The 26,065-nt window shown below is 73.6% G+C and carries 25 protein-coding genes; 11 read left to right on the top strand and 14 right to left on the bottom strand.

Annotated elements, in window-relative coordinates; translation table 11 throughout:
• Positions 1–43: 43 nt before the first annotated feature.
• The 11 genes from SLAV_RS20690 to SLAV_RS20735 all read right to left on the bottom strand — a co-directional run bounded on the left by SLAV_RS20690 (position 44) and on the right by SLAV_RS20735 (position 10,802).
• On the bottom strand, positions 44–943 hold the full coding sequence (locus SLAV_RS20690; protein ID WP_030228507.1) for a hypothetical protein: 900 nt from the start codon (positions 941–943) through the stop codon (positions 44–46).
• The gene (locus SLAV_RS20695) at positions 933–1,562 is read right to left on the bottom strand and encodes a flavoprotein (RefSeq protein WP_030228506.1); all 630 of its coding nucleotides are present in this window, start codon (positions 1,560–1,562) and stop codon (positions 933–935) included. Before SLAV_RS20695 ends, SLAV_RS20690 begins: the two co-directional genes overlap by 11 nt.
• Positions 1,559–2,881 carry a M16 family metallopeptidase gene (locus SLAV_RS20700; RefSeq protein ID WP_030228504.1) on the bottom strand — a complete coding sequence of 441 codons (1,323 nt, stop codon included), beginning with the start codon at positions 2,879–2,881 and terminating at the stop codon, positions 1,559–1,561. The genes SLAV_RS20695 and SLAV_RS20700 overlap by 4 nt, the downstream gene beginning before the upstream one ends.
• On the bottom strand, positions 2,878–4,167 hold the full coding sequence (locus tag SLAV_RS20705) for a M16 family metallopeptidase (protein WP_030228501.1): 1,290 nt from the start codon (positions 4,165–4,167) through the stop codon (positions 2,878–2,880). Before SLAV_RS20705 ends, SLAV_RS20700 begins: the two co-directional genes overlap by 4 nt.
• Positions 4,168–4,250: 83 nt before the next feature.
• Positions 4,251–4,400 carry an LxmA leader domain family RiPP gene (locus SLAV_RS41060; protein WP_007264905.1) on the bottom strand — a complete coding sequence of 50 codons (150 nt, stop codon included), beginning with the start codon at positions 4,398–4,400 and terminating at the stop codon, positions 4,251–4,253.
• A 176-nt stretch (positions 4,401–4,576) separates the two neighbouring features.
• Positions 4,577–5,479, bottom strand: coding sequence for a T3SS effector HopA1 family protein (locus tag SLAV_RS20710; protein ID WP_051840628.1), 903 nt, complete (start codon positions 5,477–5,479; stop codon positions 4,577–4,579).
• Position 5,480: 1 nt separating this feature from the next.
• Positions 5,481–6,569, bottom strand: a complete 1,089-nt coding sequence (gene lxmK / locus SLAV_RS20715; protein WP_037686848.1) for a class V lanthionine synthetase subunit LxmK — start codon at positions 6,567–6,569, stop codon at positions 5,481–5,483.
• On the bottom strand, positions 6,566–8,269 hold the full coding sequence (locus tag SLAV_RS20720) for a DUF6297 family protein (protein ID WP_037686846.1): 1,704 nt from the start codon (positions 8,267–8,269) through the stop codon (positions 6,566–6,568). The genes lxmK and SLAV_RS20720 overlap by 4 nt, the downstream gene beginning before the upstream one ends.
• Positions 8,269–8,949 (bottom strand): ABC transporter ATP-binding protein, encoded by a 681-nt coding sequence (locus SLAV_RS20725; RefSeq protein ID WP_037686843.1) that lies wholly within the window; start codon positions 8,947–8,949, stop codon positions 8,269–8,271. Before SLAV_RS20725 ends, SLAV_RS20720 begins: the two co-directional genes overlap by 1 nt.
• 9 nt (positions 8,950–8,958) lie before the next feature.
• Entirely contained in the window at positions 8,959–9,702 is a 744-nt protein-coding gene (locus SLAV_RS20730) for a class I SAM-dependent methyltransferase (RefSeq protein WP_030228493.1), read from the bottom strand.
• 89 nt (positions 9,703–9,791) lie between these two features.
• Positions 9,792–10,802, bottom strand: a complete 1,011-nt coding sequence (locus SLAV_RS20735; protein WP_037686841.1) for an IS701 family transposase — start codon at positions 10,800–10,802, stop codon at positions 9,792–9,794.
• Between the two features lie 288 nt (positions 10,803–11,090).
• On the opposite strand from SLAV_RS20735, the gene SLAV_RS20740 reads away from it, so the two are divergent.
• On the top strand, positions 11,091–11,678 hold the full coding sequence (locus tag SLAV_RS20740) for a TetR family transcriptional regulator (protein WP_030228491.1): 588 nt from the start codon (positions 11,091–11,093) through the stop codon (positions 11,676–11,678).
• 47 nt (positions 11,679–11,725) lie between these two features.
• On the opposite strand, the gene SLAV_RS20745 is transcribed toward SLAV_RS20740, so the two are convergent.
• Positions 11,726–12,688 carry an NAD-dependent epimerase/dehydratase family protein gene (locus tag SLAV_RS20745; RefSeq protein ID WP_051840627.1) on the bottom strand — a complete coding sequence of 321 codons (963 nt, stop codon included), beginning with the start codon at positions 12,686–12,688 and terminating at the stop codon, positions 11,726–11,728.
• Positions 12,685–13,314: a ScbR family autoregulator-binding transcription factor gene (locus SLAV_RS20750; protein ID WP_030228487.1), complete on the bottom strand. Its 630-nt coding sequence runs from the start codon at positions 13,312–13,314 to the stop codon at positions 12,685–12,687. Before SLAV_RS20750 ends, SLAV_RS20745 begins: the two co-directional genes overlap by 4 nt.
• A 116-nt stretch (positions 13,315–13,430) precedes the next feature.
• On the opposite strand from SLAV_RS20750, the gene SLAV_RS20755 reads away from it, so the two are divergent.
• The 10 genes from SLAV_RS20755 (at position 13,431) to SLAV_RS20800 (ending at position 24,202) form a co-directional block, all read left to right on the top strand.
• The gene (locus SLAV_RS20755; RefSeq protein WP_051840626.1) at positions 13,431–14,405 is read left to right on the top strand and encodes a ScbA/BarX family gamma-butyrolactone biosynthesis protein; all 975 of its coding nucleotides are present in this window, start codon (positions 13,431–13,433) and stop codon (positions 14,403–14,405) included.
• Positions 14,406–14,665: 260 nt separating this feature from the next.
• Positions 14,666–15,229: an NADPH-dependent FMN reductase gene (locus tag SLAV_RS20760; protein ID WP_341869027.1), complete on the top strand. Its 564-nt coding sequence runs from the start codon at positions 14,666–14,668 to the stop codon at positions 15,227–15,229.
• Complete coding sequence (epsC, locus tag SLAV_RS20765) at positions 15,229–15,840, top strand: serine O-acetyltransferase EpsC (RefSeq protein WP_030228479.1); 612 nt, start codon at positions 15,229–15,231, stop codon at positions 15,838–15,840. Before SLAV_RS20760 ends, epsC begins: the two co-directional genes overlap by 1 nt.
• Positions 15,841–15,931: 91 nt before the next feature.
• A complete protein-coding gene (cysK, locus tag SLAV_RS20770) occupies positions 15,932–17,002 on the top strand; it encodes a cysteine synthase A (RefSeq protein ID WP_078950234.1) in 1,071 nt (356 codons plus the stop codon).
• Between the two features lie 162 nt (positions 17,003–17,164).
• Entirely contained in the window at positions 17,165–18,478 is a 1,314-nt protein-coding gene (locus SLAV_RS20775) for an MFS transporter (protein WP_051840622.1), read from the top strand.
• Positions 18,475–19,710, top strand: a complete 1,236-nt coding sequence (locus SLAV_RS20780; protein WP_030228471.1) for an ATP-grasp domain-containing protein — start codon at positions 18,475–18,477, stop codon at positions 19,708–19,710. Before SLAV_RS20775 ends, SLAV_RS20780 begins: the two co-directional genes overlap by 4 nt.
• Positions 19,710–21,008 carry an ATP-grasp domain-containing protein gene (locus SLAV_RS20785; RefSeq protein ID WP_030228469.1) on the top strand — a complete coding sequence of 433 codons (1,299 nt, stop codon included), beginning with the start codon at positions 19,710–19,712 and terminating at the stop codon, positions 21,006–21,008. Before SLAV_RS20780 ends, SLAV_RS20785 begins: the two co-directional genes overlap by 1 nt.
• A complete protein-coding gene (locus SLAV_RS20790; protein ID WP_030228466.1) occupies positions 21,005–22,267 on the top strand; it encodes an ATP-binding protein in 1,263 nt (420 codons plus the stop codon). The genes SLAV_RS20785 and SLAV_RS20790 overlap by 4 nt, the downstream gene beginning before the upstream one ends.
• 129 nt (positions 22,268–22,396) lie before the next feature.
• On the top strand, positions 22,397–23,647 hold the full coding sequence (locus SLAV_RS20795) for a serine hydrolase domain-containing protein (protein WP_030228463.1): 1,251 nt from the start codon (positions 22,397–22,399) through the stop codon (positions 23,645–23,647).
• A gap of 81 nt (positions 23,648–23,728) precedes the next feature.
• Entirely contained in the window at positions 23,729–24,202 is a 474-nt protein-coding gene (locus SLAV_RS20800) for a GNAT family N-acetyltransferase (RefSeq protein WP_030228461.1), read from the top strand.
• 31 nt (positions 24,203–24,233) lie between these two features.
• Here the strand turns inward: SLAV_RS20800 and SLAV_RS20805 are convergent, their stop codons facing one another.
• Positions 24,234–25,961 carry a bifunctional 3'-5' exonuclease/DNA polymerase gene (locus SLAV_RS20805; protein ID WP_030228458.1) on the bottom strand — a complete coding sequence of 576 codons (1,728 nt, stop codon included), beginning with the start codon at positions 25,959–25,961 and terminating at the stop codon, positions 24,234–24,236.
• Between the last annotated feature and the right edge of the window lie 104 nt (positions 25,962–26,065).

Here is a 26,065-nt window from a genome sequence, read left to right on the forward strand (position 1 = left end):
CGGACCGGTGTTCCTTGACGTTCCCGGTGGGGACCGACCTCGGTCAGATCCGGCCCGTGTTCGGTTCCAGCGGCGCGAGGACGGTCCGGCCGTCGTCGTCGACCAGGGCGGCCAGGGTGTCGGCGTAGGCGGTGACGCCCTCGCTCCAGCCGACGTTGCCGGCGAAGTCCAGCAGGTGTGCCATGCGGCGCAGCGTGGCGCTGCGGCGCAGGAGGGTGTTGTCCGGCGTGTGGCCGCGGGCCGTCAGGAAGGCTGCCGCCATGGTCGTGAAGGGTGCGGCCGTCGAGTCGCCGGGGAGGTGGCGGGCCGCCACGTCCGCCATCTCGGCGAGTTCGCCCAGCAGCCAGCCCGCGTCGTGTTCGGGCCTTCCGCGGGACAGGGTCTCGCCGGTGAGCAGTACCGCGTGACGGCCGTCCGGGGCGGGCACCGTGAGGCCCAGGGACGGTTCGCCGTGGAGCAGCACGTCCCCCGTGGCGCCGGGGGCGGCCGCGCGGCACCACTCGGCGAGGGTGTTCAGCCGCGTCGGGCCCATGCGGTCCGTGCAGAGCCGGTGGAGCCGGGCCGGCCCTTCCTCTTCACCGCCCGCCCGGAGCCACCGGGTGAGGCGCGCGAGGGCGGGTGGTGGGCCCGCGGTGTCGAGGGGCCCGGTGTGGCCGTTGATGTCGGACAGGGCGTGGCCTACGGCGCTCATGGCCGGGGCCAGGGGAAAGATCACGGGAGCGGGCGGCCAGACCATGCGGGCCAGGGACTTGGCGCCGGGGGCCGTGTACGTGGCCGTGTTCCCGTCGATCGTGGCCGGCGCCGTGTTCCTTGAGGAGACGACCGCTCCCGTCGCGGTGGCCGTCGTTCCGGCCGGGTGTGTCCGGTGCCAGAGGAAACGGCCGTCCTCCGTCGTGAAGATCCGGGTGCGCAGGTGCCTGGTGCCGTACTCGTCAACCAGCATGGGTGCCGTCCGTTGCCCTGAGGGCCGCGCGCTTGCGTGCCAGTGCGTCGATCACCACGGGCAGGGGCGGCGGTACGGCGGCGTCGTCCCGTCCGGTCGTGATGCTGCGACCGGGGGTGGTGGGGACGACCACCACGTTGGGCCGGGTTCCGAGCGTTTCCAGGTGATGCTGCAGGGTGATGTTCTCCCGGCCGCCCGGAGGCAGCGCCGGAGCCACCGCTATGGGGGCCCGGGTGCACTGCAGGGCGAGCACGGCCGGTGTGTCCCCCATGCCCGTGGCGAAGCGGGCGATGAAGTTCATGGTGGCCGGATAGACGATCACCGAGTCCGCCCACTGGGCCAGTTCGACGTGCCGTGCGGTGGGCGTGGCCTCCTCCGGCCACACGTCGAGCAGCACCTCGTTTCCGCCGAGGGCGGCCAGGGCGGCCCGGCTGACGAAGCGTTCGGCGCTGCGCGTGACGACCGTTCGGGTCTCCAGGTGCGGATAGGCCGTCCGCAGCCATCCCACCCAGGTGGGCAGATGGGCCACGTGGACGGCACCCGTCCCGACGAGGAGCAGTCGTTCGGCGGTGAACTCCGGGGCGGGTACGCCGCCGGTGGGGAATTGCCGGTCGTTCATGTCTGCTCTCCTGGTGCCACGAATCCGAACCGGGCCAAGGACGGCCCCACCGCGGCCGGGTCCGCGAGGACGACTCCCGCCTCCGGGCCGGGGGCGAAGAATTCCCGGCAGGCCGCGGCGACCTCGTCGGTGGTCACTTCCAGGAGTTGACGGGGGTACTCCTGGATCCAGCCGGTGCCCACGTCCCAGCAGCACAGTGAGGCGAGGAGGTTGGCCAGGTCCGACTGGGAGGCGGTGGCGGTCAGCAGCGAGCCCCTGAGGTACGTGCGGGCAGCGTCGATCTCCCGTGGCGTCGGCGGGGATTTCACCAGGTTCGTCAGCTCGGCGAGGATCTCGGACACCACGAGGCCGGTGGATGCCGTCCCGCAGACCACGTCGGTCACCGTGGAGGGGGAGCCGAGCGTACGGTCGAACCGGGACAGCGCGTGATAGGCCAGGCCCCGCCGCTCGCGGACGTTCGCCACCAGCCGGGACGAGAAGTACCCGGCGAACACGGCGTTGGCCACGGCCAGCGCGGGGTACCTGGGGTCGCCGAAGGACACGGAGCGACAGGACAGGGCCACGTGTGACTGGGCGGCTCCGGGGCGCGGTACCAGCCGCATGCGATCGGCGGGCGCCGTCCCGGGTACGGGGGAGGCCGCGGTGCCGGAGGGCAGGCCGGAGAAGGTCCGCGCCACCGCATCGGCCGTGGAGTCGGCGTCGATGTCCCCCACGACGATCACCCGGGCCTCGCGGAGCGACAGGCACGTGCGGTGGGCCTCGTGCACGTCGTGTGCGGTGAGGGCCGACACCGTGTCGGCCGACGGCCACGCGTCGAAGACCGCCAGGTCGCCGTACCGGGCCCGGTTGAGCTCGCGCAGGGCGAGGCGCTGGGGCTGGGCGTCCAGGATCGCCAGGGCCTGGGACAGCCGCTCGCGTTCCCGGGCGAGCCGGTCCTCCGGGACGGTGGGCGCGGCCAGCCACGAGGCGAGCAGGCCGAGCATCCGGTCGAGCCCGGCGACGGGCACGTGTCCGACGACGGTCAGCCACTCCGCCATGCGCTGCGCGTGCGGCCGGCCGGTGGTGAAGGCGGTGTCCCAGGGAACGTCGCGGCCGTCCAGCCGAACGGTCCCTGTGAAGGCCGTCGTCGTGAGCAGTTCGACCGTCACCGACCGCAGCGGGTCGCCGACCGACAGCGGAACGAGGACGCGGACCTCGACCAGCGGAGCGCCCTTCCTGGGCACCGCGAAGATCCGCAGTCCGGAGGGCAGCTGCCGTTCGACCACGCGGGGGAGGGCGAGGGCCTTCTCGGGATGGAGCGGAGGCAGGGGCCTCGTCACCGTGTACCTCCGGCATCGCGCGGGTGGACCAGGAGTGCGGCGGGCCTGCTGCCGGCCAGCGCGGCGGCCGCGTTCCGCACGTAGGCGGCGTCGAGGGCCGTCAGGGCTCCGGTGAGGTCCATCGGCAGGGACGGCTCACCGTGGAGCAGGGAAGAGGCTCCGACCGCCCGCGCGAAGGCGAGGACGTTGTCGTGTTTGCGGTGCCACCGTGCCACGGTCGCGCCGACCGCCGAGGCCACTTCGCGGTCGGTCGGACCGGGCCCCGCGAGGTCCTCCAGCGCCGCCTCGATCACGCCGGTGATCGCCTCGTGCCCGGAAGAGGGGTGGCGGGCCGTCACGACGAAGGTGTCGGGGTCCCGGGCGTCGAACGGTCCGAAGAACCCGCACTGGGCGGTGGCGGTCGTGAGGTCGACGCCGCGGGCGTGCGCTCGCTGCTGCAGGTGTCCGGACGGGCCGCTCAGGAGCGCGGCCAGGGCGATGTGGCCGAGGTAGCGGTCGCGCTCGGCGGCGGGATCCGGCAGGCGGTAGCCGATGGCCGTGGCGGGCAGAGGGGCCCGCGGGTCGGTGTATCCGCCCCTGCGGGGTTCGGACGGCCAGGGCTCCGACAGATCCTGCGGGGCCGCCGTCGGCCGTGCCGCGATGTCGCCGAAATGCCTGGTCACCCACTCCAGAGTCAGCTCCGGATCGATGTCTCCGACCACCGTGAGCACTGCGTTGGACGGTGTGTAGTAGCCGTCGAAGAAGGCGGCGCACTCCTCCAGCGTGGCACGGTCGAGATCGATGAAATCGCCGTAGCCGTTGTGGGAGTTGGAGAATTTCCGGTAGAGCACCGAAGGAAGGTTAGTCCAGGGGAATCCGCCATAAGGGCGGTCATGGACGTTCATTTTTATTTCTTCCTTGACCACCGCCACCTGGGTGTCAAGGGAATTCTGGGTGAGCCGCAGCGTCCGCATTCGGTCCGCCTCCAGGAACAGGAGTCGTTCGAGGGCCGATGCGGGAGCGATCTGGTAATACTCGGTGTAATCCTGGCGGGTGGATCCGTTGGCCGTTCCGCCTGAGCTCTGCACGATGGTGAAGTGCTCGGAGCGTCCGACGTTCTCACTCCCCTGGAACATCAGGTGTTCGAAGAGGTGGGCGAATCCGCTGCGCCCTTCCGGCTCGGACCGGAATCCCACGTCGTAGTGCACGCACACGGCCGCCAGGGGGGCCGTGCCCCGTCGGCAGAGCACGACGCGCAGGCCGTTGGGCAGCGTGAAGCAGGAGGGGGGTGCGAGTTCCTCCGGCATGACGTGGCAACTTTCTGTTCTGGCCGGGGCCCGGGCACCGTCCGCCGGACGTGCCCGGGCCACTGGCCGATCGGCGCTGGAGGTCAGCAGCCCCAGCCGACGGTGATGGTGATGCAGATCTCCGACGAGGTCACCGTGGTGGTGATGGCCGGCGCGTCGGTGGCCTCGGAAGCGGCGAGCTCCTCCGGGGTGGTGTAGGCGGCGTAACCGGCGATGAGGTCCATGGAGTCCATTTGGATTCCCCCTGAGTAAAGGATTTAATCGGCGGTTTCCCGAGTGGGGCGCCGCCGTTCTGACTTCCTCAGTAGATCACCTTCCGGAGCGTCGGTGATCAAGCTGTGGGCCGCGTCACGGAGTTCGGGCGCTACTTAGGAAGGTTGGGCGGGATAGGCGGCAAAGGCGTCGCTACTTAGGGAAGTCGAGGTGAATCCGCATTCCGGTAGAGCGCCTCGGGGTCGATATTTGCGGCGGCCAGTTGCTCCCGCAGGCAATCGTCCAGGGCCCGGCCGTGCCCGTCGGCGTGCTCCAGCAATGCGTCCGCGACGGCGGCGGCCCGGTGTTGGCCGAAACTCATTCCGCGCATGCCCGGCCTCGTGTCCTCGGGCTCCCAGGCGACGGCGATCCCGGGTGCCAGTTCCCTGGCGAAGGAGGAGGTGGGAGCGGCCGGGTGGGCCGCGGTGGGGCGCGGTACCGCCTCCGCCACCACGGAGGCGGCGTGCCAGGCGTCCTCGCCCAGATAGACCACCAGGCCGTCCCGGCGCGGGAACAGCCGGCGGGACGAGGTCACCTTGGCCCGGTAGGGGACCCCGTCGCGTTCCAGTGCGCGCAGCACCTCGCCCCAGGTCCGGACGGCCTCCTCGGGGGTGCGTACGTGTACGTACACCCTGAGCAGCGGGCGCCGGGCCGAATGCCCCCGGGAACCGTCGACGAGGAAGAAGCCCGGGGAGAGGCCGGGACGCCTGGCGGGCATCCTCACCCTCGTCCCCACGACGTCCGGTTCGGGTACGCGCACGCGTACGCCGTCGACCAGTACGAGACCGTCGCCGTCGAGGCGGGCGGTGGCCATCGTCGTGTCGTGCGGGGTGGCCGCGCCCAGTCGTTCCTCCAGCCACGGGTCCCGGTAGGTCCGGGGCCGGTCCTCGCCGAAGGCGTTGCCCACGTGGAACGTCTCGTAGAGCGCAGTGATCAGTTTCTGGCGGAGCTGACCTGCCGTGTCGGCCGTGATGGGGCGCTCGCCCACGCGGGCGCTGCGGGTGCCGGGGTGCACGCGCACGTCCGACAGGAGTGCCGCGAGGTCGGGGAAGTCGTCCATCTCAAGCCTCCAGGCCGAGGACGGTGGTGAACTTTTCGGGGTGCAGCACGGCGGAGCGCCCGATTCCGGCCGCCGCGCGGTCGAGGGCGGTGAGCCGTGGGCGCTGTTCCGCGGACGCGAACATCCGGTCGATGAGGTGCCAGCCGGCGAAGGCCGTCGCCCTGACGGGCAGACCGGGGTCGGTGACCGCGGTGGACGCCCGGTAGCCCTCCCAGAAGGCGACGGAGCGCGTCCGCAGCCTGTCGAGCTCGGCCACGCCGCGTCGAACGATGTCCTGGTGGGAGAGCCGGGGGCTCGGGCCGCTCAGCTCCGCGTCCTTCGCCGGGATGTCGAGCACGGCGCGGTGCAGCCATTCACCGATGAACGAGCCGACGTCCCGGGCGGGATCCGCCCTGCGGAACTCCTCCCAGTCGCACAGGTGGAGCTGTCCGTCGTGCAGCAGGAACTGGTCCAGGCGCAGGTCGCCGTGGACGGGGGTCACCGCTGCCGCCGCCTCCGCGGAGCGCAGGCGGCGCAGCGCGAGCGTGAGTTCGGTGTCGCGTTGCAGCATCCCCCAGGCCTCCAGCGAGGCACCGCTCGCCTGGGTGTGGTACGCCAGGGGGAGGGATTCGAAGAACTCCAGCGGGGGGAGGAGGATCGGGTCCGGTTCCGTCGTACCGGACGCTTCCGCGGGAAGGGCGTCCGGCGGGAGGGCGTGCAGCGCGCCGACCATTTCCCCCGCACGGTGGGCGAGTTCGTCGTCGAACCGCTCGTCGCTCGCCAGATCGGATCCGGAACGGGCACCGTCGAGCCACTCGAAGACGATCAGCAGCTCTTCTTCGTCCCAGCCGAGGCACTTCGGTGAGGTCAGCGGCCGCTCGCCCGCGACGGCCGTCTCCTCGTAGGCCCGTTGCCGGCGGAAACGGCGAGCCGCGTCCGGTTGCCGCCCGTCCAGCTGTTTGACGAACACGGCCCTTCCGGTGGTGGTCGGCCCCGCCGCGTTGCGGTTGCGGCCCCTGGGGGATTCGCCCTCCCGGGGCAGCAGCCGTCCGAGCCCGAGCCGTTCCAGGAGGCCCTGTACGGCGGGTGATGTCGCAAGATCGTCGGTCATTTGAGCCTCGTGAGGAGGTAGGCGCGCAGTCTTCTGCCCGCGTGTCGATGGGGTCGATCGGGCAGTGCTCCGTGCAGCCGGTGCGCCGTGCTCCGGGCCCACCACATGCCGGCCGCGCCCACCGCGAGCAGCCAGACGACGTGTCCGGCGGCGAGCTGGTGATGGCGCTGGACCGCGACGAGCACCGGTGCCGACAGCACGATCGCGGCCAGCGGTCCGCGCGCGTACCAGAGCCCCGTCTGGAGCGCGGCGGTGTTGCCCATGGGGGTGTCCGTGCCGATCAGCAGGTGGCCGGGGACCGCACCGCGGTAGGAGCTCACGAGCGCGGCCGCCACCAGGGCGGGAACCGCCGCCAGGAGCACGGCAGCGCCGGGTGTCCACCGGCCGGTGAGCCCGGCCGCTGCGCCGCCCGCGCCGAGCCAGGCGAGCAGCAGGACGCAGGGGACGCACGCGTGCCACAGCGCGAGCGCCCTGAACGCGTAAGGGAGGTTGGCCGAGCGGCGGGCGTCGTCGCTGTCGGTGCGGGCCGGCTCCGTCAGCTGCGCGGCCGCCAGGTACTCCGCGACGAGGGCGGCGGCGCACAGGGCGACCTGCCAGTCCGGCCGCACGTGGGGGACGGCGGTGCCCAGGGCCAGTGCCGCGGTGCTCCAGAGGGTCGCCCACAGCAGTCGTCCCGGGGCTCGCAGCAGCCCCGTGGCGTCGCGCCAGGGCACGATCAGCCACCTGCTGCGGGGCACGGGCAGGCGCAGTACGGGCCTGGCCCGCTGCCCCCGCGTACCGCGGGCCGCGGAACGGGCCTGGCGCAGGTCGAGGGAGTAGACCGACGCGGCGACCCGGGACGCGACGGTGGCGCGGTCGCGCAGGGCCTGCGCGGGAACGTTCGGCGTTTCGCGGCGGGCGAGCAGCAGGGCGGCGAGCGTGAACGCCGCGGACAGGACCGTCCCGAGGATCCAGCCCGGTGCGCGGTGCCCCGCCACGGCGACGAGCGGCTGGGCCGCCCACCCCCAGGGGCCGGACCACAACACCAGCGAGCCGTAGAGGTCGTCCGGGACGCGCAGCGCCGCGCACGCGCAGAGCGCCAGCGAGCCCGCCGTGAGCGCCCAGGTGACCGCGTGGATCCGGGAAGCGTGACGGGCGACGGCACGGTCGCAGCGTTCGACGAGCAGCCCGGCGGCCACCGCCGTCAGCGCCGTCGCCGCGCCGGCCCACGCGCCCGCCGCGGTCGACGGCAGCCAGGCGGCGGAACCCGCGAGCGACGTCAGGTAGCCCAGCAGCCCGCCGCCGACGAGCCCCACCACGGCCGCCATGCGTGCGGACGCGTAGAACCGGGGCAGCAGGAGCGGCCCGCGCAGGACGGGCAGGGGCAGCAGCCACGAGACGGTCGGCAGGTCCACGAGCACCGGGCCCCGCCAGACGGCGCTGCGGGCGACGAGGAGCGTCACCAGCGCCAGCAGCGCCGGCAGGCTCACCGGGAGGCCGGCCAGCAGGTGGTCGGAGGCACTGCCGTGCCAGTCCCCCCGGCGTCCGGACCCGGCGGCGGCGATCAGGAGCGGTACTCCCCAGAAGGCCGCCGCCAGGGCGGCGCAGTACAGCACGAAGGCGTTGCTCCTGCGCTTGCTCCGACGCGTCGAGGCGCGGGCTTCGTGCAGGAACGCCAGCGTCTCGTCCGTGCGCCGGTGCATCTCGGCGTGGTCGGACATCACCGGTCCCCCCCGACCGGTGCCACGTCGGCCCGTCCGTCCTCCAGCGTGAGCACGTGGTCGGCCACGGCCGCGGCCAGTACGTCGTCATGGGTGGCGATCAGGATCGCCGCCCCCTGCCTCTTGTGTGCCGAGAGCCGCTGCGCCAGTTCCACGCGCGCCCGGGAGTCCAGCCGCTGTTCGGGCTCGTCCAGCACCAGCAGGTCGTGCGGCCGGACGAAGGCCGAGGCGAGGAGCAGGGACTGCGTCTGCCCTGACGAGAGCGCCGAAGGACGTGACCGGGCGTGGTCGGTCAGCCGGTGGTCGGCCAGTACCCGGTCGACCGCGGCGTCGGCACGGCGGCCGAGTCCGTGGCCGACGGCCACCAGCATCAGATGTTCCCGTACCGTCAGATCCGGATAGTTCGAGCCTGCTTCCATCACGGTGGCCACTCGGGCGCGGGTGCGGGGCGAGTCCTCGTGCAGGGGCTCGCCGTCGAAGAGGACTTCGCCCGAGGTGGGCTGCTCGCGGCCGCAGGCCATGCGCAGGAGGGTCGACTTCCCCGATCCGTTGTCCCCCACCAGTACGGTGCACTCCGCCGGCGCCAGCCCCATGGTGACCGCGCGCAGCACGCTCCGGTCCCCGTAACTGCGGCTGACGTCCGTCAGCTGGAGCAGGGTGCGATTCCGGGTCGCCTTCATGTGCAACGCCTACTTCGGGTCTTCGATGGCCTCGTACACGGAGACGTGACGGTGGCTGTTGGCGTCGAAGGCCTCTCCCCGCCAGCCGCCCCGGCGCTCCACCAGCCGCAGGCCGGCGATGCGCGCCATGAGGTCGATCTCCGTGGGCCAGGCGTAGCGGATGACCTCCTGGGTCGGGCGCGGCACCCCGCCGTCGACGACGGTGTGGATGACGAGGATCAGCTGCCGGTCACGCATGACGTGCGTGCTGTCGATCATCACCGAGGTGGGGGAGAGGTAGCGGGTGCTGGTCTTCTCGCCCTCCTGCTGGTGGAAGGCGCGCGGTTCGAACGCTTCGATGACCACGCGTCCGCCGGGTGCCAGCTGCTCGCGCATCCGCTGCATGCACTGGAGCTGGGCCTCGGCCGAGGTGGGTGCGAAGAAGGTGTTGAGGGCGATGAAGACCAGGTCGAACTGCTCGCCGGTGCCGCCGGTGGTGAAGTCCGCGGCCGTGGCGGTGACCCGCCCGTGCGGGTCGCGTGCCGCGAGCTTCTCCAGCATCTGCTCGGAACCGTCGATGCCGTGCACCGTCAGTCCGCGCTCCGCGAGCGGTATCGCTATCCGGCCGTTGCCCACGCCGAGTTCCAGGACGCGGCCGCCCTCCGGGGCCAGCTCGGCGAGGAAGCCGACGGCGTCCGCGATGTCCGGCGACGCCGGCGGGTACATCAGGTCGTACACGTCGGCCAGGGCGTCGTACGTGGTGGGGGATCCCATGGGTTTTCTCCTTCGGAAGGGGTGTGGTCGACGGCGGTTCGCGGCGCCGTCCGGCACGGGTGCGGGACGGGCGCCGGGCCGTCGGTGGTCTATGCCGCCGCGGGCAGGGCGGCGAGGTGGTACGGAAGGTCCGTCGTGGGCTGCCGGCTGTAGGCGTAGGCGGCCGAGACGAGCGTCATGTGGTGGTGCCAGCCCGGGAACGACCGGCCCTCGAAGTCGGCGAGGCCGAGATCGCTCTCCATGTACCGCACGGCTTCCTGCGCGAGTCTCGGCGTCCGTGTCAGCGCGAGCAGTTCCTCGGTCCGCCGGTGCGGCATGTTGGTGAGCCAGGTCCGGTCCGCCGGCCGCCCCGGACGGGTCCGGGTGGTGAAGGCGCGGTACGAGGGCTGCCCCTGGTCCGCGCGCACCGGCCCCGGCAGCACCGTCGCGGCGCGTGCGAAGGCCAGGTGTCCCGGGACCGCCACCACGAAGTCGTGGCCGCGAAGGGCGAGGCCCCGGACGAACGCCTCCGCGCCGGCGTGCGAGGACACGTCGGCCACGACCGGCACCGCGGGCAGCCGGGTGTGGGCGGCCAGCGCGTCCACGAGGTCGAGGGCCTGCGCCTCGGCGGGCCGGTGGGCGAGGCCGTCAGGGATGCGGACCCGACGGCGCCGGGCGGGGTCCCCCGTCCAGCACTCGGGCAGGTACAGAGTCCAGTCGACGGGCAGCGCCTCGCGGTCCCCGGCGAGGAACAGGCCGGTGCCGACCTGCCCGTTGACGGACCGTCCGTCGATCGGGCTGAAGCGGCGGTGCACCCCGCACGAGTGGTCGCCGCGCTTGCGCAGGACCACGTCGCAGAGCACCCAGGCGCGGGGAGCCGTGCGCTCCTCGGCCCACCGGGCCAGCTCCCGGCGGACCGGTTCCCAGTCCCACGGACTGGCGTTGACGAACTGGTGCAGCGACTGGAAGGCCGTCTCCCGGTCCGATACGGCTGCGGCGAGCCGCCGCACTGTCTTCTTGCCCGATGTGCCGAGCAGCCCGCGTAGGTAAACCTCGGCCCATCGACGCTGGTCGGTCCGGCGCAGGCTGCCGAAGGTGGCCTCGGCGAACACTGAGATCATGCAAAAAGAATAGCGAACGTTCTGTTTTTTTCTAGGGCTGCCCTAGGGTGGTGCACTACTTCGGCAAGTCGCGCGGTGAACCGCCCATTGACGCTCGGTCAGCCGTTCCGAAGGCTCCGGATACGTGGAGAAAGCGGTGCGTTTTAGGCAACTAGGCCTTGCCTGATGGGCGCGGCGTTCCGCACGCTGGCCCCCACGGGCGTCGCAGACGGTGCCCACCCCAGCGCACGACACCCACGCACGACATCCACGCGCGATCGGTTGGGGTGTGGCGACATCGGAGAGAGCATGGTGCAGCAGGAGAGGGCGGTCCGGACGCGCGGCACCGCCGTGCAGGCAGCCGCTTCGGAGTTCTACCGCGCCGGTTACGGCGGGACGTCGCTGAAGGCGATCAGCAGGGCCGCGGGCATCTCCATGGGCGCGGTCACCTTCCACTTCGACAGCAAGGCCGAACTCGCCGAAGCCGTCGCCGAGGAGGGGTGCTCGGCGGTGCGGTCGGCACTCGACGAGGCGGCCGACCGCCGCCGCGGAAAGGCCCTGCTCGACCTCGGGAACCTGATGCTGGAGCTCGCCCGTCTGCTGCGCGACGACGTCACCGTACGCGCGAGCGCCCACCTCGCCCGGGAGCTGCCCGACATAGAGGACTGGACCTCCCTGTGGCACCCCGTCGTGGCGGAGCTGGCCCGTGAGGCGTACGACAAGGGCGAACTGCACGCCGCCGCCGACCCGGAGCGCGTCACGGCGCTCGTCGCGCACCTGATCTGGGGGGCCGAGGCAGCGCTGCGCGGCACGCACGCGGACGGGCCGGGCGGGGCGATGGATCAGCTGGAGGGCATCTGGCGCCTCGTCCTCGACGGGATCGGCGCGGAGCGCTAGGCCGTCTCTTCCGGATCTCGCCCGGCCGGCACGATCCGAAAGACGGCTCAGGCCGTGACCGCGGTCCGGCCCAGGGCCCGGCGGTACCAGGGGGCCGCGGCCGCCAGGCGGGCCAACGGTCCCGGACCGGCAGGGCAGTCCGCCGCGCGCCACACCTCGTCGCTGCGGTACCAGTGGTCCTGCGCCAGCAGGGAGAACTGCCGCTCGCTCACGGCTCCCGGCGTGGCCCGCAGCAGACGCACGCACTCGTCCCACGCCAGGTCGGTGTCCACGGACGGCAACACGCCCAGCCCCGCCAGCTCCGTCAGCACCTCGCCGGTGCGCACGGGCGCGGGGTGGGCGGCGTGGAACACCCGCCCGTTCGTCGCCCCGTCCCCGGGGAGGACGGCGAGGGCGGTGACGAGCCGGGCCAGGTCGGTGACGTCCACGACGGAGAGCAGGCCCCGGCCGCCGTCCCAGCGCGCGGGCACCCGGTCCACGAGTTCGGCGAGGGCGGGAACCACCCAGCGGTCCCCGGCGCCCACCACCAGTCCCGGCCGCAGCACGATGGCGCCGGCCGCCAGCGCGTGCGCCTCTCCGGCCAGTCGGGTCCGGCTGGTCGCCGACACGGGCGCCGGCTCCAGTTCGCCGACGGCGGCCCCCCGGTGCGGTCCGGGGCCGTACACCGCCGCCGTGGACAGGTGGACCACCCGCCCGGTGCCGGCCCGGACGGCCTCGGCCATCAGGGCGGCCGTACCGCGGACGTTGACCGTCTCGCACAGGGCCTCGTCCGGGCCGACCACACCGGCCAGGTGCAGCAGCACGTCCGCGCCCTCGCACGCGCCGGCCAGGGACGCGGGCCGCGCGAGGTCCGCCGGGACCCACTCGGCGGCGCCGCCGTCCGCACCGGCCCCGGGAGCCCGCCGCCCGACGGCGCGGACGGACACGTCCCGTCGGCGGCCGAGCTCGCGGAGCACGGCCGTCCCGATGAAGCCCGTCGCACCGGTGAGCACCACCCGCAGCGGGTTCACGGGGTTCCGGGCCGGTCGGGCTCGGGCGTGGCGCGCAGCTGCGCCAGTGTCCGCGGGGTGGCGATGCACGGCAGGAAGTACTTCCACAATGCGGCGATCCGCTGCGGGAGGTCCGTGCGCCCCGTCGCGATCTGCGAGAACAGCTGCGTACCGCTGTACGCGCCCACCAGGACCTGGGCGAACTCCCGCTCGTCGACGCCGGGCAGCAGTTCGCCCCGCTCGCGCGCCACGAGGAGCAGGCCGTGGAACTGCTCCACCCACTGCTGGTACGCCGTGTCGTCCTGGAGGCCGAATTCGCCCTGCTCGACGGCGAGGCGCACGCCGGCCCGGAACAGGACGTTCTGCTGGAGCTCCCGGCCCACGTGGAAGGTGATGTCGATCAGCCGCTGGAGCCCGTCCTCACCCGGCGGGAGCTGCACGTAGTCGGCCTGGGCCAGCATCACGCAGCGGGCGAGGTCCTGCTTCGACTTGAAGTGGAAGTACATGCCGCCCTGGGTGACCCCGGCCCGCCCCATGATCATGCTGATGCTGGCGCCGTGGAACCCGAGCTCGTCGAACGTCTCCGCGGCGGCGCGCAGGATCGCCTCCCGGGTCTTCAACGCACGGTCCTGCTTCAACCCCGCCATGGATCACACCGCCGGCACTCGACAAACAAAACGAACATTCTCTATTTTACAGAGGGGCCTCCGCCGACCGTCAGCTCGGGGGCCGCACACGCACGCAAGTGCACGCAAGGGGGAACATGCTCGTCACCGCCCAAGGGCCGACACCCGCCGGAGCACCGGTCCTGACCACCACCGTGCCCCGGGAATACGTCCACCGCGCCGCCCTCTCCGAGGTCTTCCTCACGGGCTGGCGGCGCACCGGCGCCCACGCCTTCACCATCACGGCCCAGTGGCCGCGCAGCCACAGCTTCTACACCGCCACGGCGGGGCTGCACGATCCGCTGATGCTGTGCGAGACCGTGCGCCAGACCTTTCCGCTGCTGCTCCACACCGCGTACGGCACCCCGCTCGGCCACCAGCTGAGCTGGTCGCGGTTCAGCTACGCCCTCAACCCGCACGCGCTCCAGGTCGAGCGCACCCCCGCCGAACTGGAACTGCGGGTCATGGGGACCGAGTTCAGCGAACGCCGGGGCATTCCGGCGGCGGTCTCGCTCGACATCGCCGTCTTCCGCGACGGCACGCAGATCGCCGTCGCCGACACCCGGTTCGGCTGCATCGCGCCCGCCGTCTACCGGCGCGTCCGCGCGGACCGCGCGGACCTCGCGCGGGTGTTCGCCGCGATCCCCGATCCGATCGCCCCGCTCGACCCCGCGACGGTGGGCCGGGACAACGCCCGCGACGTCGTACTCGGCCGCTCGGACGCCCCGGGTCGCTGGCCCCTGCGCGTGGACGCCACCCACCCCGTCCTCTTCGACCACCCGGTCGACCACGTCCCCGGCATGCTCCTGCTGGAGGCCGCACGACAGGCCGCCCACGCCCTGCACCCCGCGGGGGGAGCGGTGCTGCCCACGTCGATGGACATCACCTTCCACCGCTACGTCGAATTCGACTCCCCCTGCTGGATCGAGGCCCGTCCCCACCCGTCCCCCGGAGCGGCCCCCGGTGCCTTCCGGATCGATGCCGTCCAGGGCGGGGAGGTCGCCTTCAGCGTGGAGGTCACCGCTGTACCGCCCCCGTCCCCGACGCGCCCGGCGGAGACACCGCCCGCCTGACGCCGGCTCCGGCCGAGCCCCAGGTCACTGACCGTGACCTGGGGCTTTCGCGTTCCCGGATACGCGCGGCGTCGGAGAGCGCATGCCGGACGCGGTGCGGCAGCCGGGTGTGGCGGGTGCGTAGCGGGGGTGGGGCGGGTCTCCGCCCGCGTCCTAGCGGGGTTCGAGTCCGGCATCGGGGTCGGCTGGCACCGTTGCGTGGGGGACGCGGGCCGGTCGGAGGCCTGTCGGCCGGAGGCCCGGATGAAGGAGTTCCTGTGGTGAAGATCGTTTTGATGTCCGGAAGTACCCGTCAGGACTCGGTGAACGGCGCTGTGCTGGAGACGGTGCGCCACACCCTGGCGGGGCTGCCGGGTGAGCACGAGAGCGTGTCGCTGGCCGTGGCGGACCTTCCGTTCTACGAGGCGGAGCTGGAGCGGTCCGGTGCCTCGGCCGCGGTGCGCGCGGCCCAGGAGCTGGTCGCCGGCGCCGACGCGCTGTTCATCAGCACCCCGTCCTACAACGGCGAGATGCCGGGCGCGCTGAAGAACGCGCTGGACTGGCTGTCCCGCGGCATCGGCGGCCCGAGCGCGCTGACCGGGAAGGTGACGGCCGTGGCCAGTGCCTCCCCCGGGGCGCGCGGTGCCCTCGACGCCCAGGCCGGGCTGGTCGGCGTACTCACCCGGTGCGGTGCGCGGGTCGTGGAGCACGAGCCGGTCGCCGTCGCCGGGGCGGGCGGGAAGGCCACCGAGGACGGCCGGTACACCGACCCGGAGCTCGTGGCGCTGGTGGAGAGCCTGACCGGCGCGCTGCTGGCGGAGGTCGCCGCCGGGGTCCTCGTCTGATGGCGGGCGACCGGATAGGCCTCCTCCGGATCATGAAGGAGGACCTGGAGGTGGTGGTGGCGCGGGACCCGTCCATGCGCAACCGCCGCGAGGCCCTGCTGCACGCGGCGCTGCCCGCGCTGTGGTCGCACCGGGTCGCGCACCGGCTGCACCGGCGCGGGATGCGGATGACCGCGCGGATCATCGCCTGGTACGCCCGCCGCGGCACCGCCGTGGAGATCCACCCCGGTGCCGTGCTCGGGCGGCGCGTGTTCATCGACCACGGCGCGGCCGTCGTGATCGGCGAGACCGCGGTGGTCGGGGACGACGTGACCATCTACCACCAGGTGACGCTGGGCGCCGTCGGGTGGTGGAGCGACAACGCCCGCCCCGAGGGCGAGCGCCGCCATCCGGTGGTGGGCCGCAACGTCGTGCTCGGCACGAACGCGACCGTGCTCGGGCCCGTCACCATCGGCGAGCACGCCGTGATCGGCGCCCAGGCACTGGTGAACAAGGACGTGCCCCCGGGCGCGCGGGTGCTGGCGGCCACCGCCGTGATCAAGGCGGTCGGCAAGGAGCCGGAGCCCATGGAGGACCTGTACGCCGTGACCGCCTCGGCCGGCTCCTGGTAGTCCCGTCCGCGTTCCGGCCCCACCGGCGTACGGCCGACCGTACGACCACCCCAACCCGCTGCCGTACGAACCGACTTGTGAGGACCCAGACGTGGAAAGCCGAGACAACCGCCGCATCGCCGACAGCATCGAGGACCTGATCGGTTCGACCCCGCTGATCCGCCTGCGCTTCGAGGACACCGCCCCGGGCACCGAGGTGCTGGCCAAGCTGGAGTCCGCCAACCCGATGTCCACCAGCAAGGACCGGGCAGCCCTGTTCATGCTGCGGGCCGCCGAGGAGCGGGGCGAGATCACGCCCGGCAGCGGCACCGTCATCGAGGCGACCTCGGGCAACACGGGCATCTCGCTGGCCGCGCTCTGCGCCGCCCGCGGCTACCGCTGCGTGATCGTGCTGCCCGACAGCGCCACCCGCGAACGGGTCTCCCTGCTCAAGGCGCTCGGGGCGGAGGTCGTGCAGACGCCGCGCGACGCGGGGTACTCCGGCGCGATCGCCAAGGCCGAGGAACTGCACGCGTCGATCCCCGGGTCCTGGTTCCCCTGCCAGCACGAGAACGCCGACAACGTGCGGGCGCACTACGAGACCACCGGCCCGGAGATCTGGGCCGACACGGACGGCCGCGTCGACGTGCTGGTCTGCGGCGTGGGCACGGGCGGCACCCTGACGGGCATCGCGAAGTACCTGAAGGAGCAGGACCCGACCATCCGGATCGTCGCGGTCGAGCCGGAGAACTCGCCGGTGCTCTCCCAGGGCACCGGCGGCCAGCACCGGATCCCCGGCCTCAACGGCGGCTTCGTCGCCCCGACCACCGACGTCGCCCTGATCGACAGCGTGGTGACGGTGTCCGACGAGGACGCGATGACCGCCGCCCGTGCGCTCGCCCGCCGTCAGGGCGTCTTCGTGGGGGTCTCCTCCGGCGCCGTCGCGCACGCCTGCGCCCGGCTGGCCGCGCACCCGGACTACATCGGCGCCTCCATCGTCACGGTGCTGCCCGACACCGGCGAGCGCTACCTCAGCCTCTGGGAGGAGGACGAGGCGCAGGCCGGTGCCGCCGCGTCCCGGGACGCCGTGGACAAGCCCGTCGCGCAGCAGCACGTCGCGGGGAAGGCGGCCGACGCGAAGTCCGCCGCCGAGAAGGCCGCCGCGCTGACCGCGCGGTCCTGACCCCCTCCGCCGCGGGGCCGGCCTGCGCCCTCCCCCTTCGCAAAGGAACCCAGACATGCCGGTGACCGCCCAGCACGCCGCGCCCGCCCCCGCACCCGCCGGAAGCGCCTTACCCGCCGGGAGCGGCGGCCCCGCCGCCGGCGGGCGCGAGGGGGCCGCGGCATGAACGTCCGCGACCTGCATCCGAACATCAAACTGAGGCTGGGCGTCGGATTCGTCCAGCGGCTGCTCGGCATCATGCTGATGCCGCTGATGGTCATCCACCTCGCCGCGCTCTACGGGGCGGCCGCGGCCGGGGTGCTGACCATGGTGGTCGCCGCCGCGGGCATCGCCAGCAACTTCCTCGGCGGCCACCTGGCCGACGTCCACGGCCGCAAGCCGCTGATGGTCGCCGGAGAGGTCGGCGCGGCCCTCACCTTCGGGCTGCTCGCCCTGGCCAACTCGCCCTGGTGGCAGTCCGGGCCGGTGACCTTCGTCCTCTTCCTGCTCAACACCTGTCTCGCGAGCGCGGCCACCCCGGCCGCCGACGCGATGATGATCGACGTCTCCACCCCCGAGACCCGCACGCTCGTCTACACGATCAACTACTGGTCGATCAACCTGGCGTTCACCGCCGGCGCCCTGATCGGCGGCTTCTTCTACGGTGAGCACTTCACCCTGCTGCTGACCGCCGCGGCCCTGCTGTCCGCGGTGACCGCCCTGGTCGTGCGGTGGTGGATCGCCGAGAGCGCCCCGGAGTCCGCCAAGGAGCAGGCCGCCGGTGTCGCGGCCATGCTCCGCGGCTACCTCGCCGTCTCCCGGGACCGGGTGTTCCTGCGGCTGGTGGGCGCCGCGATCCTCACCCGGGCCGTCGAGGTCCAGATCGGCTACTACATCGCCGTCCGGCTCGCGGACGAGTTCCCCGAGCAGGCGCTGGCCGGGCTGGAGCGCTGGTTCCCGGCGGTGGACGGGGTCGCGATGCTCGGCATCCTGAGGGCGGTCAACACCGCGCTGGTCGTCGTGTTCGCCCTGTTCACGGGCAGCATGTTCCGCCGGCTCCCTGACCGGGTCCGGCTCTACGCGGGCATCGCTGTCTTCACCGCCGGGTACATGGTCCTCGCCGTCAGCAACAGCGGCTGGATCCTGATCGCGGGCGCGGTCGTGTTCACCCTCGGGGAGATCATGAACGTGCCGGTCAAGCAGGCCATCCTGGCCGACCTCGTCGACCCGGTCGCCCGCACCAAGTACCTGGCCGCCTACGGCCTGGTGCCGCGCCTCGGCCTGCTCGTCGGCTCGCTGTGCGTGACCGTGGGGGCGTTCCTGTCCCCGGTCGGCATGAGCCTGCTCTACGCGGCCGCCGGTCTCGGCGCCATCCTCGTCTACCGCTCCCTGCTGCCGCTGCGCGAGGCCCGCCGGGCCGCCGCCGAGCAGGACCCCGCCGCCGCGGACCAGAACCCGCGGGCCGCCGAGCCCGCCCGGAACGGAGCCACGTCATGACCCACCCCCGCACCGCCGGCCGGCTCCTGATGGTGATGCCGTACGAGCAGCTCGTCCGCAAGGCCGTCGAGGCGGGCTTCCGGGTCTGGTCGGTCTGGGACCCGAAGCTGCGCCCCGCCGCCTACCTCGACCAGGTCGCGGCGCACTCGGAGGAACTGCTCCTCACCGACTTCGAGGACGAGGCCGCGCTGCGCGCCCTGGTGGCCCGCGCGGCCCGGGAACACCGGGTCGACCACGTACTGCACCTGGGCAGCGAGCGGAGCATGGCCCCGGTGGTCGCCGAGGCCGAGGCGCTGGGCCTGTCCCCGAACACCGCCGCCTCGGTACGGCTGCTCAACGACAAGCACGCCATGCGCGCCCTCCTCAACGCGGCCGGCGTCTCCGTGGTGCGCGTCCGGGAGGCCGCCGGCCTCGCGGAAGTCGAGCCGGTGCTCGCGGAGTTCGGGCTCCCGGCCGTGGTCAAGCCCACCAACTCGGCGGGCAGCCGCGGGGTCGCGCTGGTCCGCACCGCCGCCGACCTGGCCGAGTGGGCCGAGCGGGTCAAGGCCGCCGGTATCGAAGGCCCCTTCATCGTCGAGGAGTTCCTGCGGGGCCCCGAGTTCAGCGTGGAGACCCTGAGCGTCGGCGGCGCGCACCAGGTCGTCGGGATCACCGCCAAGCAGACCAGCGGGCCGCCCGGATTCGTCGAGACCGGGCACGTCCATCCGGCCCCGCTCGACCCGGCCGACGCGCAGGCGATCCGCTCCACCGTCACCGCACTGCTCGACCTCTCGGGCTTCGCCTTCGGGCCGGCCCACACCGAGGTGATCCTCACCCCGGCCGGGCCGCGCGTGGTTGAGTCCCAGGCCCGGCTCGGCGGCGACCGGATCCCGCTGCTCGTGGAGGTGGCCACCGGCTTCGACCTGGAGGCCGCGATCTTCCGCGGGCTGGCGGGGGAGGACGTGCGGGCGCCCGCCGCCCACCGCTACGCCTCCGTCGGCTTCTTCCGGCTGCCCGCGGGACGGCTGGAGTCCGTCGAGGGAGTGGACGCGCTCAAGGCCCTGGACCACGTGCACGCCGTGCACTTCCCGTACGGACCCGGTGACGTCCTTCCGCTCACCACCGATTCCGGCACCCGCCACGGCTACGCCGTCGTCGACGCCCCGAGCCCCGCCGAGGCCGCCGACCGGATCGCCGCGGCCCACGCGGCCCTGCGCGCCCGGACCACCCCCATCCCGAAGGAAGCACTGTGATGACCGCGCCGACCCCCGCCCCCGCCGACCGGACCGTGCTGCTCGTCGGCGGTACCGACCAGCACCTGGAGCGGGCCAAGGACCTGGGCGTCCGCGTGGTGCTGCTCCAGCACCCCGACAAGACCAACGCCTACCAGACCGCGCTGGCCGACGTCCTCCTGATGATCGACTACACCGACTGGGCGACCGTACGGCCGCTCGCCGAGGCCGCCCGCGAGGTCTGGGGCTTCGACACCGTCGTCTCGCTCACCGAGGGCGGCCTGGACATGGCGGCCCGGCTCAACGACCACTTCGGCTTCCCCGGCACCCGGCCCGAGGTCAGCCGCCGCATGCGCAACAAGTACCTGATGCGGCAGCACCTGACCGACCACGGGCGGCTGTCGATCCACTGGGACCGGGTCACCGACCGCAAGTCCCTGGACGCCTTCGCCGACCGGGCCGGCTTCCCGTTCATCGTCAAGCCCACCGACGCCACCGCCAGCTTCGGCCTGATCAGGGTGAACGCCACCGGGGAACTCGACGCGGCGTGGGAGCGCATCGAGGAGCTGCGCGGCCGGCGCACCGACCGCGGCTCGACCCTGTACACGGTGACCGAGTTCCTGATGGAGTCCTACCTCGACGGACCCGAGTTCAGCGTGGAGGCCTTCAGCTTCGCCGGCCGCCACGTGGTGGTCGCCGTGACGGAGAAGCTCGTCGACGACACCCACTTCGCGGAGCTGGGCCACGCCCTGCCCGCCCGGCTCGCCCCGGGGGAGCACGCCCGGATCACGGCCGCCGTCGCGGACTTCCTCGACACGATGGGCGTGACCGACGGGCCGAGCCACACCGAGCTGCGCCTCGGCTCCCGGGGTCCGGTCGTCATCGAGTCCCACAACCGGGTGGGCGGCGGCCACATCAACGAACTGGTCCGGGCGGCCTACGGGATCGACCTCATGGCGTACGGGATGGCCTGGCCCCTGGGCCTCGTCGAGCCGCTGGCCGGGCCGCCGAAGGCCCGTGCCGGGGCCTGCACCCGCTTCGTGCTCCGCGACCCCGGAACGGTCACCGCCGTGTCGGGCGTGGAGGAGGTCGCGGCCCGCGCCGACGTGCTGGCCGTGGAGGTCTCCGTGAGCCCCGGCGACCCGGTGCGCCCGCTGCGCGACAACTGGGACCGGCTCGGCTTCGCCGCGGTGACGGCCGCCGACACCGACGCGGCGATCGCCCTGTGCGAGCGCCTCACCCGGCAGATCCGGATCGACGTCGACCCGGCCGCCGGGGCCGCCGATGAGCAGGCCGCCCTGGTCGGGGCGGCGGCGTGACCGCGCTCGTCCTGCACCGCTTCCCGCTGGAGCCGTTCCCGTACGACCGGTGGCTGGACGGACTCGACGGCGGCGTGGTGCTGATCGCGGCCCGCGACCGGATCGAAGGGGGCGGCGAGCGGGTCCCGGACGGCCCCGGGGGCTACCGCCGCCTGGAGGTCCTCGACAGCTTCGACGACGAGGAGCGGCTCGACGAGCTCGCCCGGGACCTGGCCCACGCGTACGAGGTCACCCACGTCATCGCGTTCCACGAGGCGGACCTGCTGCGGGCGGCCCGGCTGCGGGAGAAGTTCGGCCTGCCCGGCCAGCTGCCCGACGGGGTGCTGCCCTTCCGGGACAAGGTCCTGATGAAGGAGCGGCTGCGGGCGGCCGGCATCGAGGTCGCCCCGTACGCGCTGCCCGCCACGGCGGACGGGGCGCGGGCCTTCGCGGCGGAGCACGGCCTGCCGCTGGTCTTCAAGACCCGCGACGGCTTCGGCTCCGTCGGGCTGCGGATCGTACGGACCGCCGGGGAACTGGAGGAACACCTGGCCGGGGCCTACCCGCCCGCGGCCGGTCCCCGTGCGGACCTGATGGTGGAGGCGTACGTACCGGGCCGGATGTGCCACGTGGACGGGGTGGTCGTGGACGGACGCACCGTCATGGCCTGGCCTTCGCAGTACCAGTACGACCTCGCCTCCTTCCAGGCCGATCCCGGTGCCCGGGTGGACCTCACCCTGGACCCCTCGGACCCGCTGACCCCGCGCCTGCTGGCGCTGGCCGAGCAGGCCCTGGCGGCGCTGGGCGGGCCGGCGGACCACGCCTTCCACGCGGAGGTCTTCCACACGCCCGACGACCGCCTCGTGGTCTGCGAGGTCGCCGCCCGGCCGGCGGGGGCGCGCATCCGGGACGTCCTGGAGGCGGTGTTCGAGGTGCACCCCGTGGAACTGGCGGCGCGGGCGCAGACGGGACTGCCCCTGCCGGCCCTGGCGAAGCTCCCGGCCGGGCCGGAGGGCGGGCGGCTGCGGCCGGTCCGGATGGCGGGGCAGGTCCTGATGATGAAGCGGCCCGGCACGGTCCGCGCCATCCCGGTGATCCCGGAGGAGCCCTGGGTGCGGTTCTACGGGGTCTTCGCCGAGCCGGGGGAAGTCCTCGCCGAGGCCGCCCTCTCCTCGGACTTCCTGGCCGCGGCGGTGCTCTCGGCGCCGACCCGGCAGGAGTGCGAGCGGCGCCTGAGGGCCCTGGGCGGCCGGTTCGAGACGGAGATCGTGATCGACTGATCCCGGCCCGCGGGCCGCCCGTCCCTTCCCCGGCCGCTCGGCCACCCCCGTCACCCCTGCGGTCGCAGGGGTTGCGAAGGCGGGGCTAGCGTGGGAAGGGGACGGCGGCGCACGGGCAGGAGGCCGGGCATGACGACACGGTGGCGCAGCGCGGCGGTCGCGGCCGCCGCGGCGGGTCTGGTGGTGGTGCCGGTCGGCGTCGGAGCGGGCCACGCCCGGTACCCGCACGCGCCCCCGGCGGTGGCGGCGGCCCCTGCGGCGACCCCGGCGGCCACGCCCTCGCCGGCCCCCGCGGCCGACGAGTTCCCGAAGCTCACCCCCGCGGTGGCGGCGCGGCTGGACGCGGCCGTGCTGAAGGTGCTGCGGGAGGCGAAGGTCCCCGGGGTCGTCGTGGCCCTCTCCGCCCCCGGCAAGGGCGAGTACGTACGGGCCTTCGGCGTCGCCGACAAGGCGACCGGAGCGCCCATGACCCCCGGCCTGAACATGCGGATCGGCAGCGAGACGAAGACCTTCACGGTGACGGCCCTGCTGAGACTGGTCGACCAGGGCGAGGTGGGCCTGGACGACCCCGTCGGCAGGTACGTCGCGGGCGTCCCGAACGGCGACCGGATCACCCTGCGCGAGCTGGCCGGCATGCGCAGCGGACTGTTCAACTACTCCGAGGACGAAGGGTTCTTCAAGGCCCTGACGAGCAACCCCCGGCGGAACTTCACGCCGCGCGAGCTCCTCGCGTACTCCTTCCGGCACCCCGTGAACTTCGCACCGGATGCCAAGTTCGAGTACTCCAACACCAACCTGATCCTGCTGGGGCTGGTGGTGGAGAAGGTGAGCGGGAAGAAGCTCGCCGACTACATCGACCAGCAGGTGGTCAAGCCCGCCCGGCTGACGCACACGCTCTTCCCCACCGGTGCGGAGTTCCCCAGTCCGCACGCCCACGGCTACACGGACCAGACCGCGAACGGGAAGACCGAGGACGCCACCGACTGGAACCCCTCCTGGGGCTGGGCGGCCGGAGCGATGATCTCCGACCTCCCCGACCTGCGGAGCTGGGCGAAGACCCTGGCCACCGGCACCCTGCTGACCCCCGCCACCCAGGCGGAGCGGCTGAAGGTGAGCCCGGCCGGGGACCTCCCGGACACCGGCTACGGCCTGGGCATCTTCAACGTCGAGGGCTGGATCGGCCACAACGGGTCCCTGCCCGGCTACCAGTCGCTGACCGTCTACCTGCCGCAGTCCAAGGCCACCCTGGTCGTCCTGCTCAACACGGACACCGCCTCCGACGGCGCCGAGCCCAGCGCCCTGTTCGGCGAGGCCATCACCCGGGTCGTCACCCCCCAGCACCTCTTCAGGCTGCCCCCGCAGCCCGTCACGGGCCACTGACGGGCCTCCCGGATCCGCCCGCGCCCGCCGCCCGCCCCGCGCACAATGGGGCGGGCGCGACGACGGACGAAGGAGACGTACATGGGTGACGACCTGACGGTGGAGGTCCGCGAGGCGGGCGCGGCGGACGTCGAGACGGCCACCGGGCTGTTCCTCGGCTACCTCGACTTCTACGGGGTGCCCGCCGCCCGGGACCCGCAGGGCGCCCGGGAGTTCCTCGCGCGGCGGATCGGGAAGGGCGAGTCGCTGGTGCTGCTCGCGGACGTCCCCGGAGCCGGCACGGTCGGCTTCGCGCAGGTCTACCGGGCCTTCTCCTCCCTCACCCTGGGCACGGCGTGGATCCTGAACGACCTCTACGTCGCCCCGTCCGGCCGCCGCACCGGCGCGGGCCGCGCACTGCTGCGCGAGGTGCTGCGCCGGGCGCGGGAGGAAGGGGTGACGGGGGTGCAGCTGGAGACCGCCTACGACAACCGGGTCGCGCAGGGGCTGTACGAGTCGGAGGGCTTCGTGCGCGAGGAGTTCCACGTGTACTTCCACGACTTCGGCCGGTCCTGAGGCGCGGCCGGAACCCGGCGGCCGGCGCGGTTCATTTGGCGTCGGCGTAGCACTCCACGACCGCGGTGCTGAAGGGGAAGCGGACCGGGGTGTCGCCGAAGGTGAGGCGGCCCGCCCGGTCGGCGGCGGCCCGGATCGCCCCGGCGACGGCGGGCGCCTCCTCGGCGGGGCAGTGCACGATCACCTCGTCGTGCTGGAAGAACACCAGCTCCGCGCGCATCCCCGCCGAGGCGAGGGACTGGCGCAGCGCGGCGAGCATCAGCAGGGCCCAGTCGGCGGCGCTGCCCTGGACGACGAAGTTGCGGGTGAAGCGGCCGCGGGCGCGGGTGTCGGCGGAGGCGTAGCTCGGCGTCCAGGCGTCCGGGCGCATCCCGCGGCCTTGGCGGCCGGTGCCGTCCGGGCGCTCCCCGGAGTCCTGCGGCAGGCCCGCCTCGCCCCCGTCGTCCTCGGCGGCGGTCACCGGCGGCGGGCAGGTCCGGCCCAGCCAGGTCCGCACCAGCCGGCCCTCCTCGCCCGCCCGTGCGGCCTCGTCCACGCAGGCCACCGCCTGCGGGAAGCGGCGGCGCAGCGCGGCCAGGTTCTTCAGGCCGTCGCCGGACGTCTGCCCGTAGACCGCGCCGAGCACGGCGATCTTGGCCTGCTCCCGGTCGCCGGAGAAGCCCTGGCGGGAGACGGCCGCGTAGAGGTCCTCGGCGCGGCCCGCCACCTCCATGAAGGCCGGGTCGCGGGAGATCGCGGCGAGGACGCGCGGCTCCATCTGGTCGGCGTCGGCGACGACCAGCCGCCAGCCGGGATCGGCGACGACCGCCCGCCGGATCACCTTCGGGATCTGCAGGGCCCCGCCGCCGTTGGTGACCCAGCGGCCGGTGAGGGTGCCGCCGGGGAGGAACTCGGGGCGGAAACGGCCGTCGTGGACCCAGTCGGCCAGCCAGGACCAGCCGTGGGCGGTGTAGATCCGGTACAGCTTCTTGTAGGCGATCAGTGGTTCCACGGCCGGATGGCCGAGCTCCTGGATCTCCCAGCGCCGGGTGGAGCGCAGCTTGATCCCGGCCTCCGCGAACGCCTTGATGACGTCGGCCGGCAGATCGGGGCGCACGCGGCGGCCGAACGCGGCGGAGACCTCGTCGGCGAGCGCGGCGAGGCGGCGGGGCTCGCCGCGGCCCGCGTAGCGCTCGCCCAGCAGCTCGGTCAGCAGGGCGCGGTGGACGTCGGCCCGCCAGGGCAGCCCGGCCCGGTGCATTTCGGCGGCGATCAGGAACGCGGCCGACTCGGAGGCGGTGAGCAGCCGCATCCGGTCGGGGTGGGCGGTCGCGGCGAGGCGGCGCGTCTGGTCGGCGTGGACGGCGATCAGGGCGTCGAGGGAGACCGGGACGGCGGGCCGCGGGTCGAAGAGGGAGTCCTGGGTGCCGGGCTCGGCGGCGCGCTGCGGGGGGTCCGCGGGGACGGGCGCGTCGTTGAGGCGCGCCCAGGCGGCGGCCGCGGAGCGGGGTTCGCCGAAGCGGCCCTCGTGGCCGAGGAGCAGCAGCTCGGCGTCCTCGACGTCGTGGCAGCGCTCGACCCGGACGCCGGCGGCGAGCAGGCGGGGGTAGACGGCCGCGGTGGACCGCCAGATCCAGCGGGTGGCGGCCGGGGCGGCCCGGACGGCCTCGGCGGGGTCGCGGACGCGCAGGCGGGGGCCGGTGGCGGGCGGCACGGGCGCGGCGTGCCACCAGCCGTCGCCGTCCTCGGCGAGGGCCCAGGGGCCGGGTGCGTCGCTCACGGGTGCGAGTGTCCCACCCGGGTCCGACAAGGGCCTTCCCGGCGGGGCCCGCGCGGCGGGGCCGGGCACACCGGGAGCGGGCCGGGAGCGGACCGGGACCGACC

The organism is Streptomyces lavendulae subsp. lavendulae, from assembly GCF_002803845.1.
Lineage (GTDB): Bacteria > Actinomycetota > Actinomycetes > Streptomycetales > Streptomycetaceae > Streptomyces > Streptomyces lavendulae.

Bases quoted from the DNA above. Each gene is read 5' to 3' on its own strand.
- SLAV_RS20740 (WP_030228491.1), top strand. From the start codon at position 11,091: ATGGTGCAGCAGGAGAGGGCGGTCCGGACGCGCGGCACCGCCGTGCAG.
- SLAV_RS41060 (WP_007264905.1), bottom strand. From the start codon at position 4,400: ATGGACTCCATGGACCTCATCGCCGGTTACGCCGCCTACACCACCCCG.
- SLAV_RS20780 (WP_030228471.1), top strand. From the start codon at position 18,475: ATGACCCACCCCCGCACCGCCGGCCGGCTCCTGATGGTGATGCCGTAC.
- SLAV_RS20710 (WP_051840628.1), bottom strand. From the start codon at position 5,479: ATGGACGACTTCCCCGACCTCGCGGCACTCCTGTCGGACGTGCGCGTG.
- SLAV_RS20755 (WP_051840626.1), top strand. From the start codon at position 13,431: ATGCTCGTCACCGCCCAAGGGCCGACACCCGCCGGAGCACCGGTCCTG.
- lxmK (WP_037686848.1), bottom strand. From the start codon at position 6,569: ATGACCGACGATCTTGCGACATCACCCGCCGTACAGGGCCTCCTGGAA.
- SLAV_RS20705 (WP_030228501.1), bottom strand. From the start codon at position 4,167: ATGCCGGAGGAACTCGCACCCCCCTCCTGCTTCACGCTGCCCAACGGC.
- SLAV_RS20720 (WP_037686846.1), bottom strand. From the start codon at position 8,269: ATGTCCGACCACGCCGAGATGCACCGGCGCACGGACGAGACGCTGGCG.
- epsC (WP_030228479.1), top strand. From the start codon at position 15,229: ATGGCGGGCGACCGGATAGGCCTCCTCCGGATCATGAAGGAGGACCTG.
- SLAV_RS20735 (WP_037686841.1), bottom strand. From the start codon at position 10,802: ATGATCTCAGTGTTCGCCGAGGCCACCTTCGGCAGCCTGCGCCGGACC.
- SLAV_RS20785 (WP_030228469.1), top strand. From the start codon at position 19,710: ATGACCGCGCCGACCCCCGCCCCCGCCGACCGGACCGTGCTGCTCGTC.
- SLAV_RS20695 (WP_030228506.1), bottom strand. From the start codon at position 1,562: ATGAACGACCGGCAATTCCCCACCGGCGGCGTACCCGCCCCGGAGTTC.
- SLAV_RS20800 (WP_030228461.1), top strand. From the start codon at position 23,729: ATGGGTGACGACCTGACGGTGGAGGTCCGCGAGGCGGGCGCGGCGGAC.
- SLAV_RS20725 (WP_037686843.1), bottom strand. From the start codon at position 8,949: ATGAAGGCGACCCGGAATCGCACCCTGCTCCAGCTGACGGACGTCAGC.
- SLAV_RS20750 (WP_030228487.1), bottom strand. From the start codon at position 13,314: ATGGCGGGGTTGAAGCAGGACCGTGCGTTGAAGACCCGGGAGGCGATC.
- SLAV_RS20730 (WP_030228493.1), bottom strand. From the start codon at position 9,702: ATGGGATCCCCCACCACGTACGACGCCCTGGCCGACGTGTACGACCTG.
- SLAV_RS20795 (WP_030228463.1), top strand. From the start codon at position 22,397: ATGACGACACGGTGGCGCAGCGCGGCGGTCGCGGCCGCCGCGGCGGGT.
- SLAV_RS20775 (WP_051840622.1), top strand. From the start codon at position 17,165: ATGAACGTCCGCGACCTGCATCCGAACATCAAACTGAGGCTGGGCGTC.
- SLAV_RS20690 (WP_030228507.1), bottom strand. From the start codon at position 943: ATGCTGGTTGACGAGTACGGCACCAGGCACCTGCGCACCCGGATCTTC.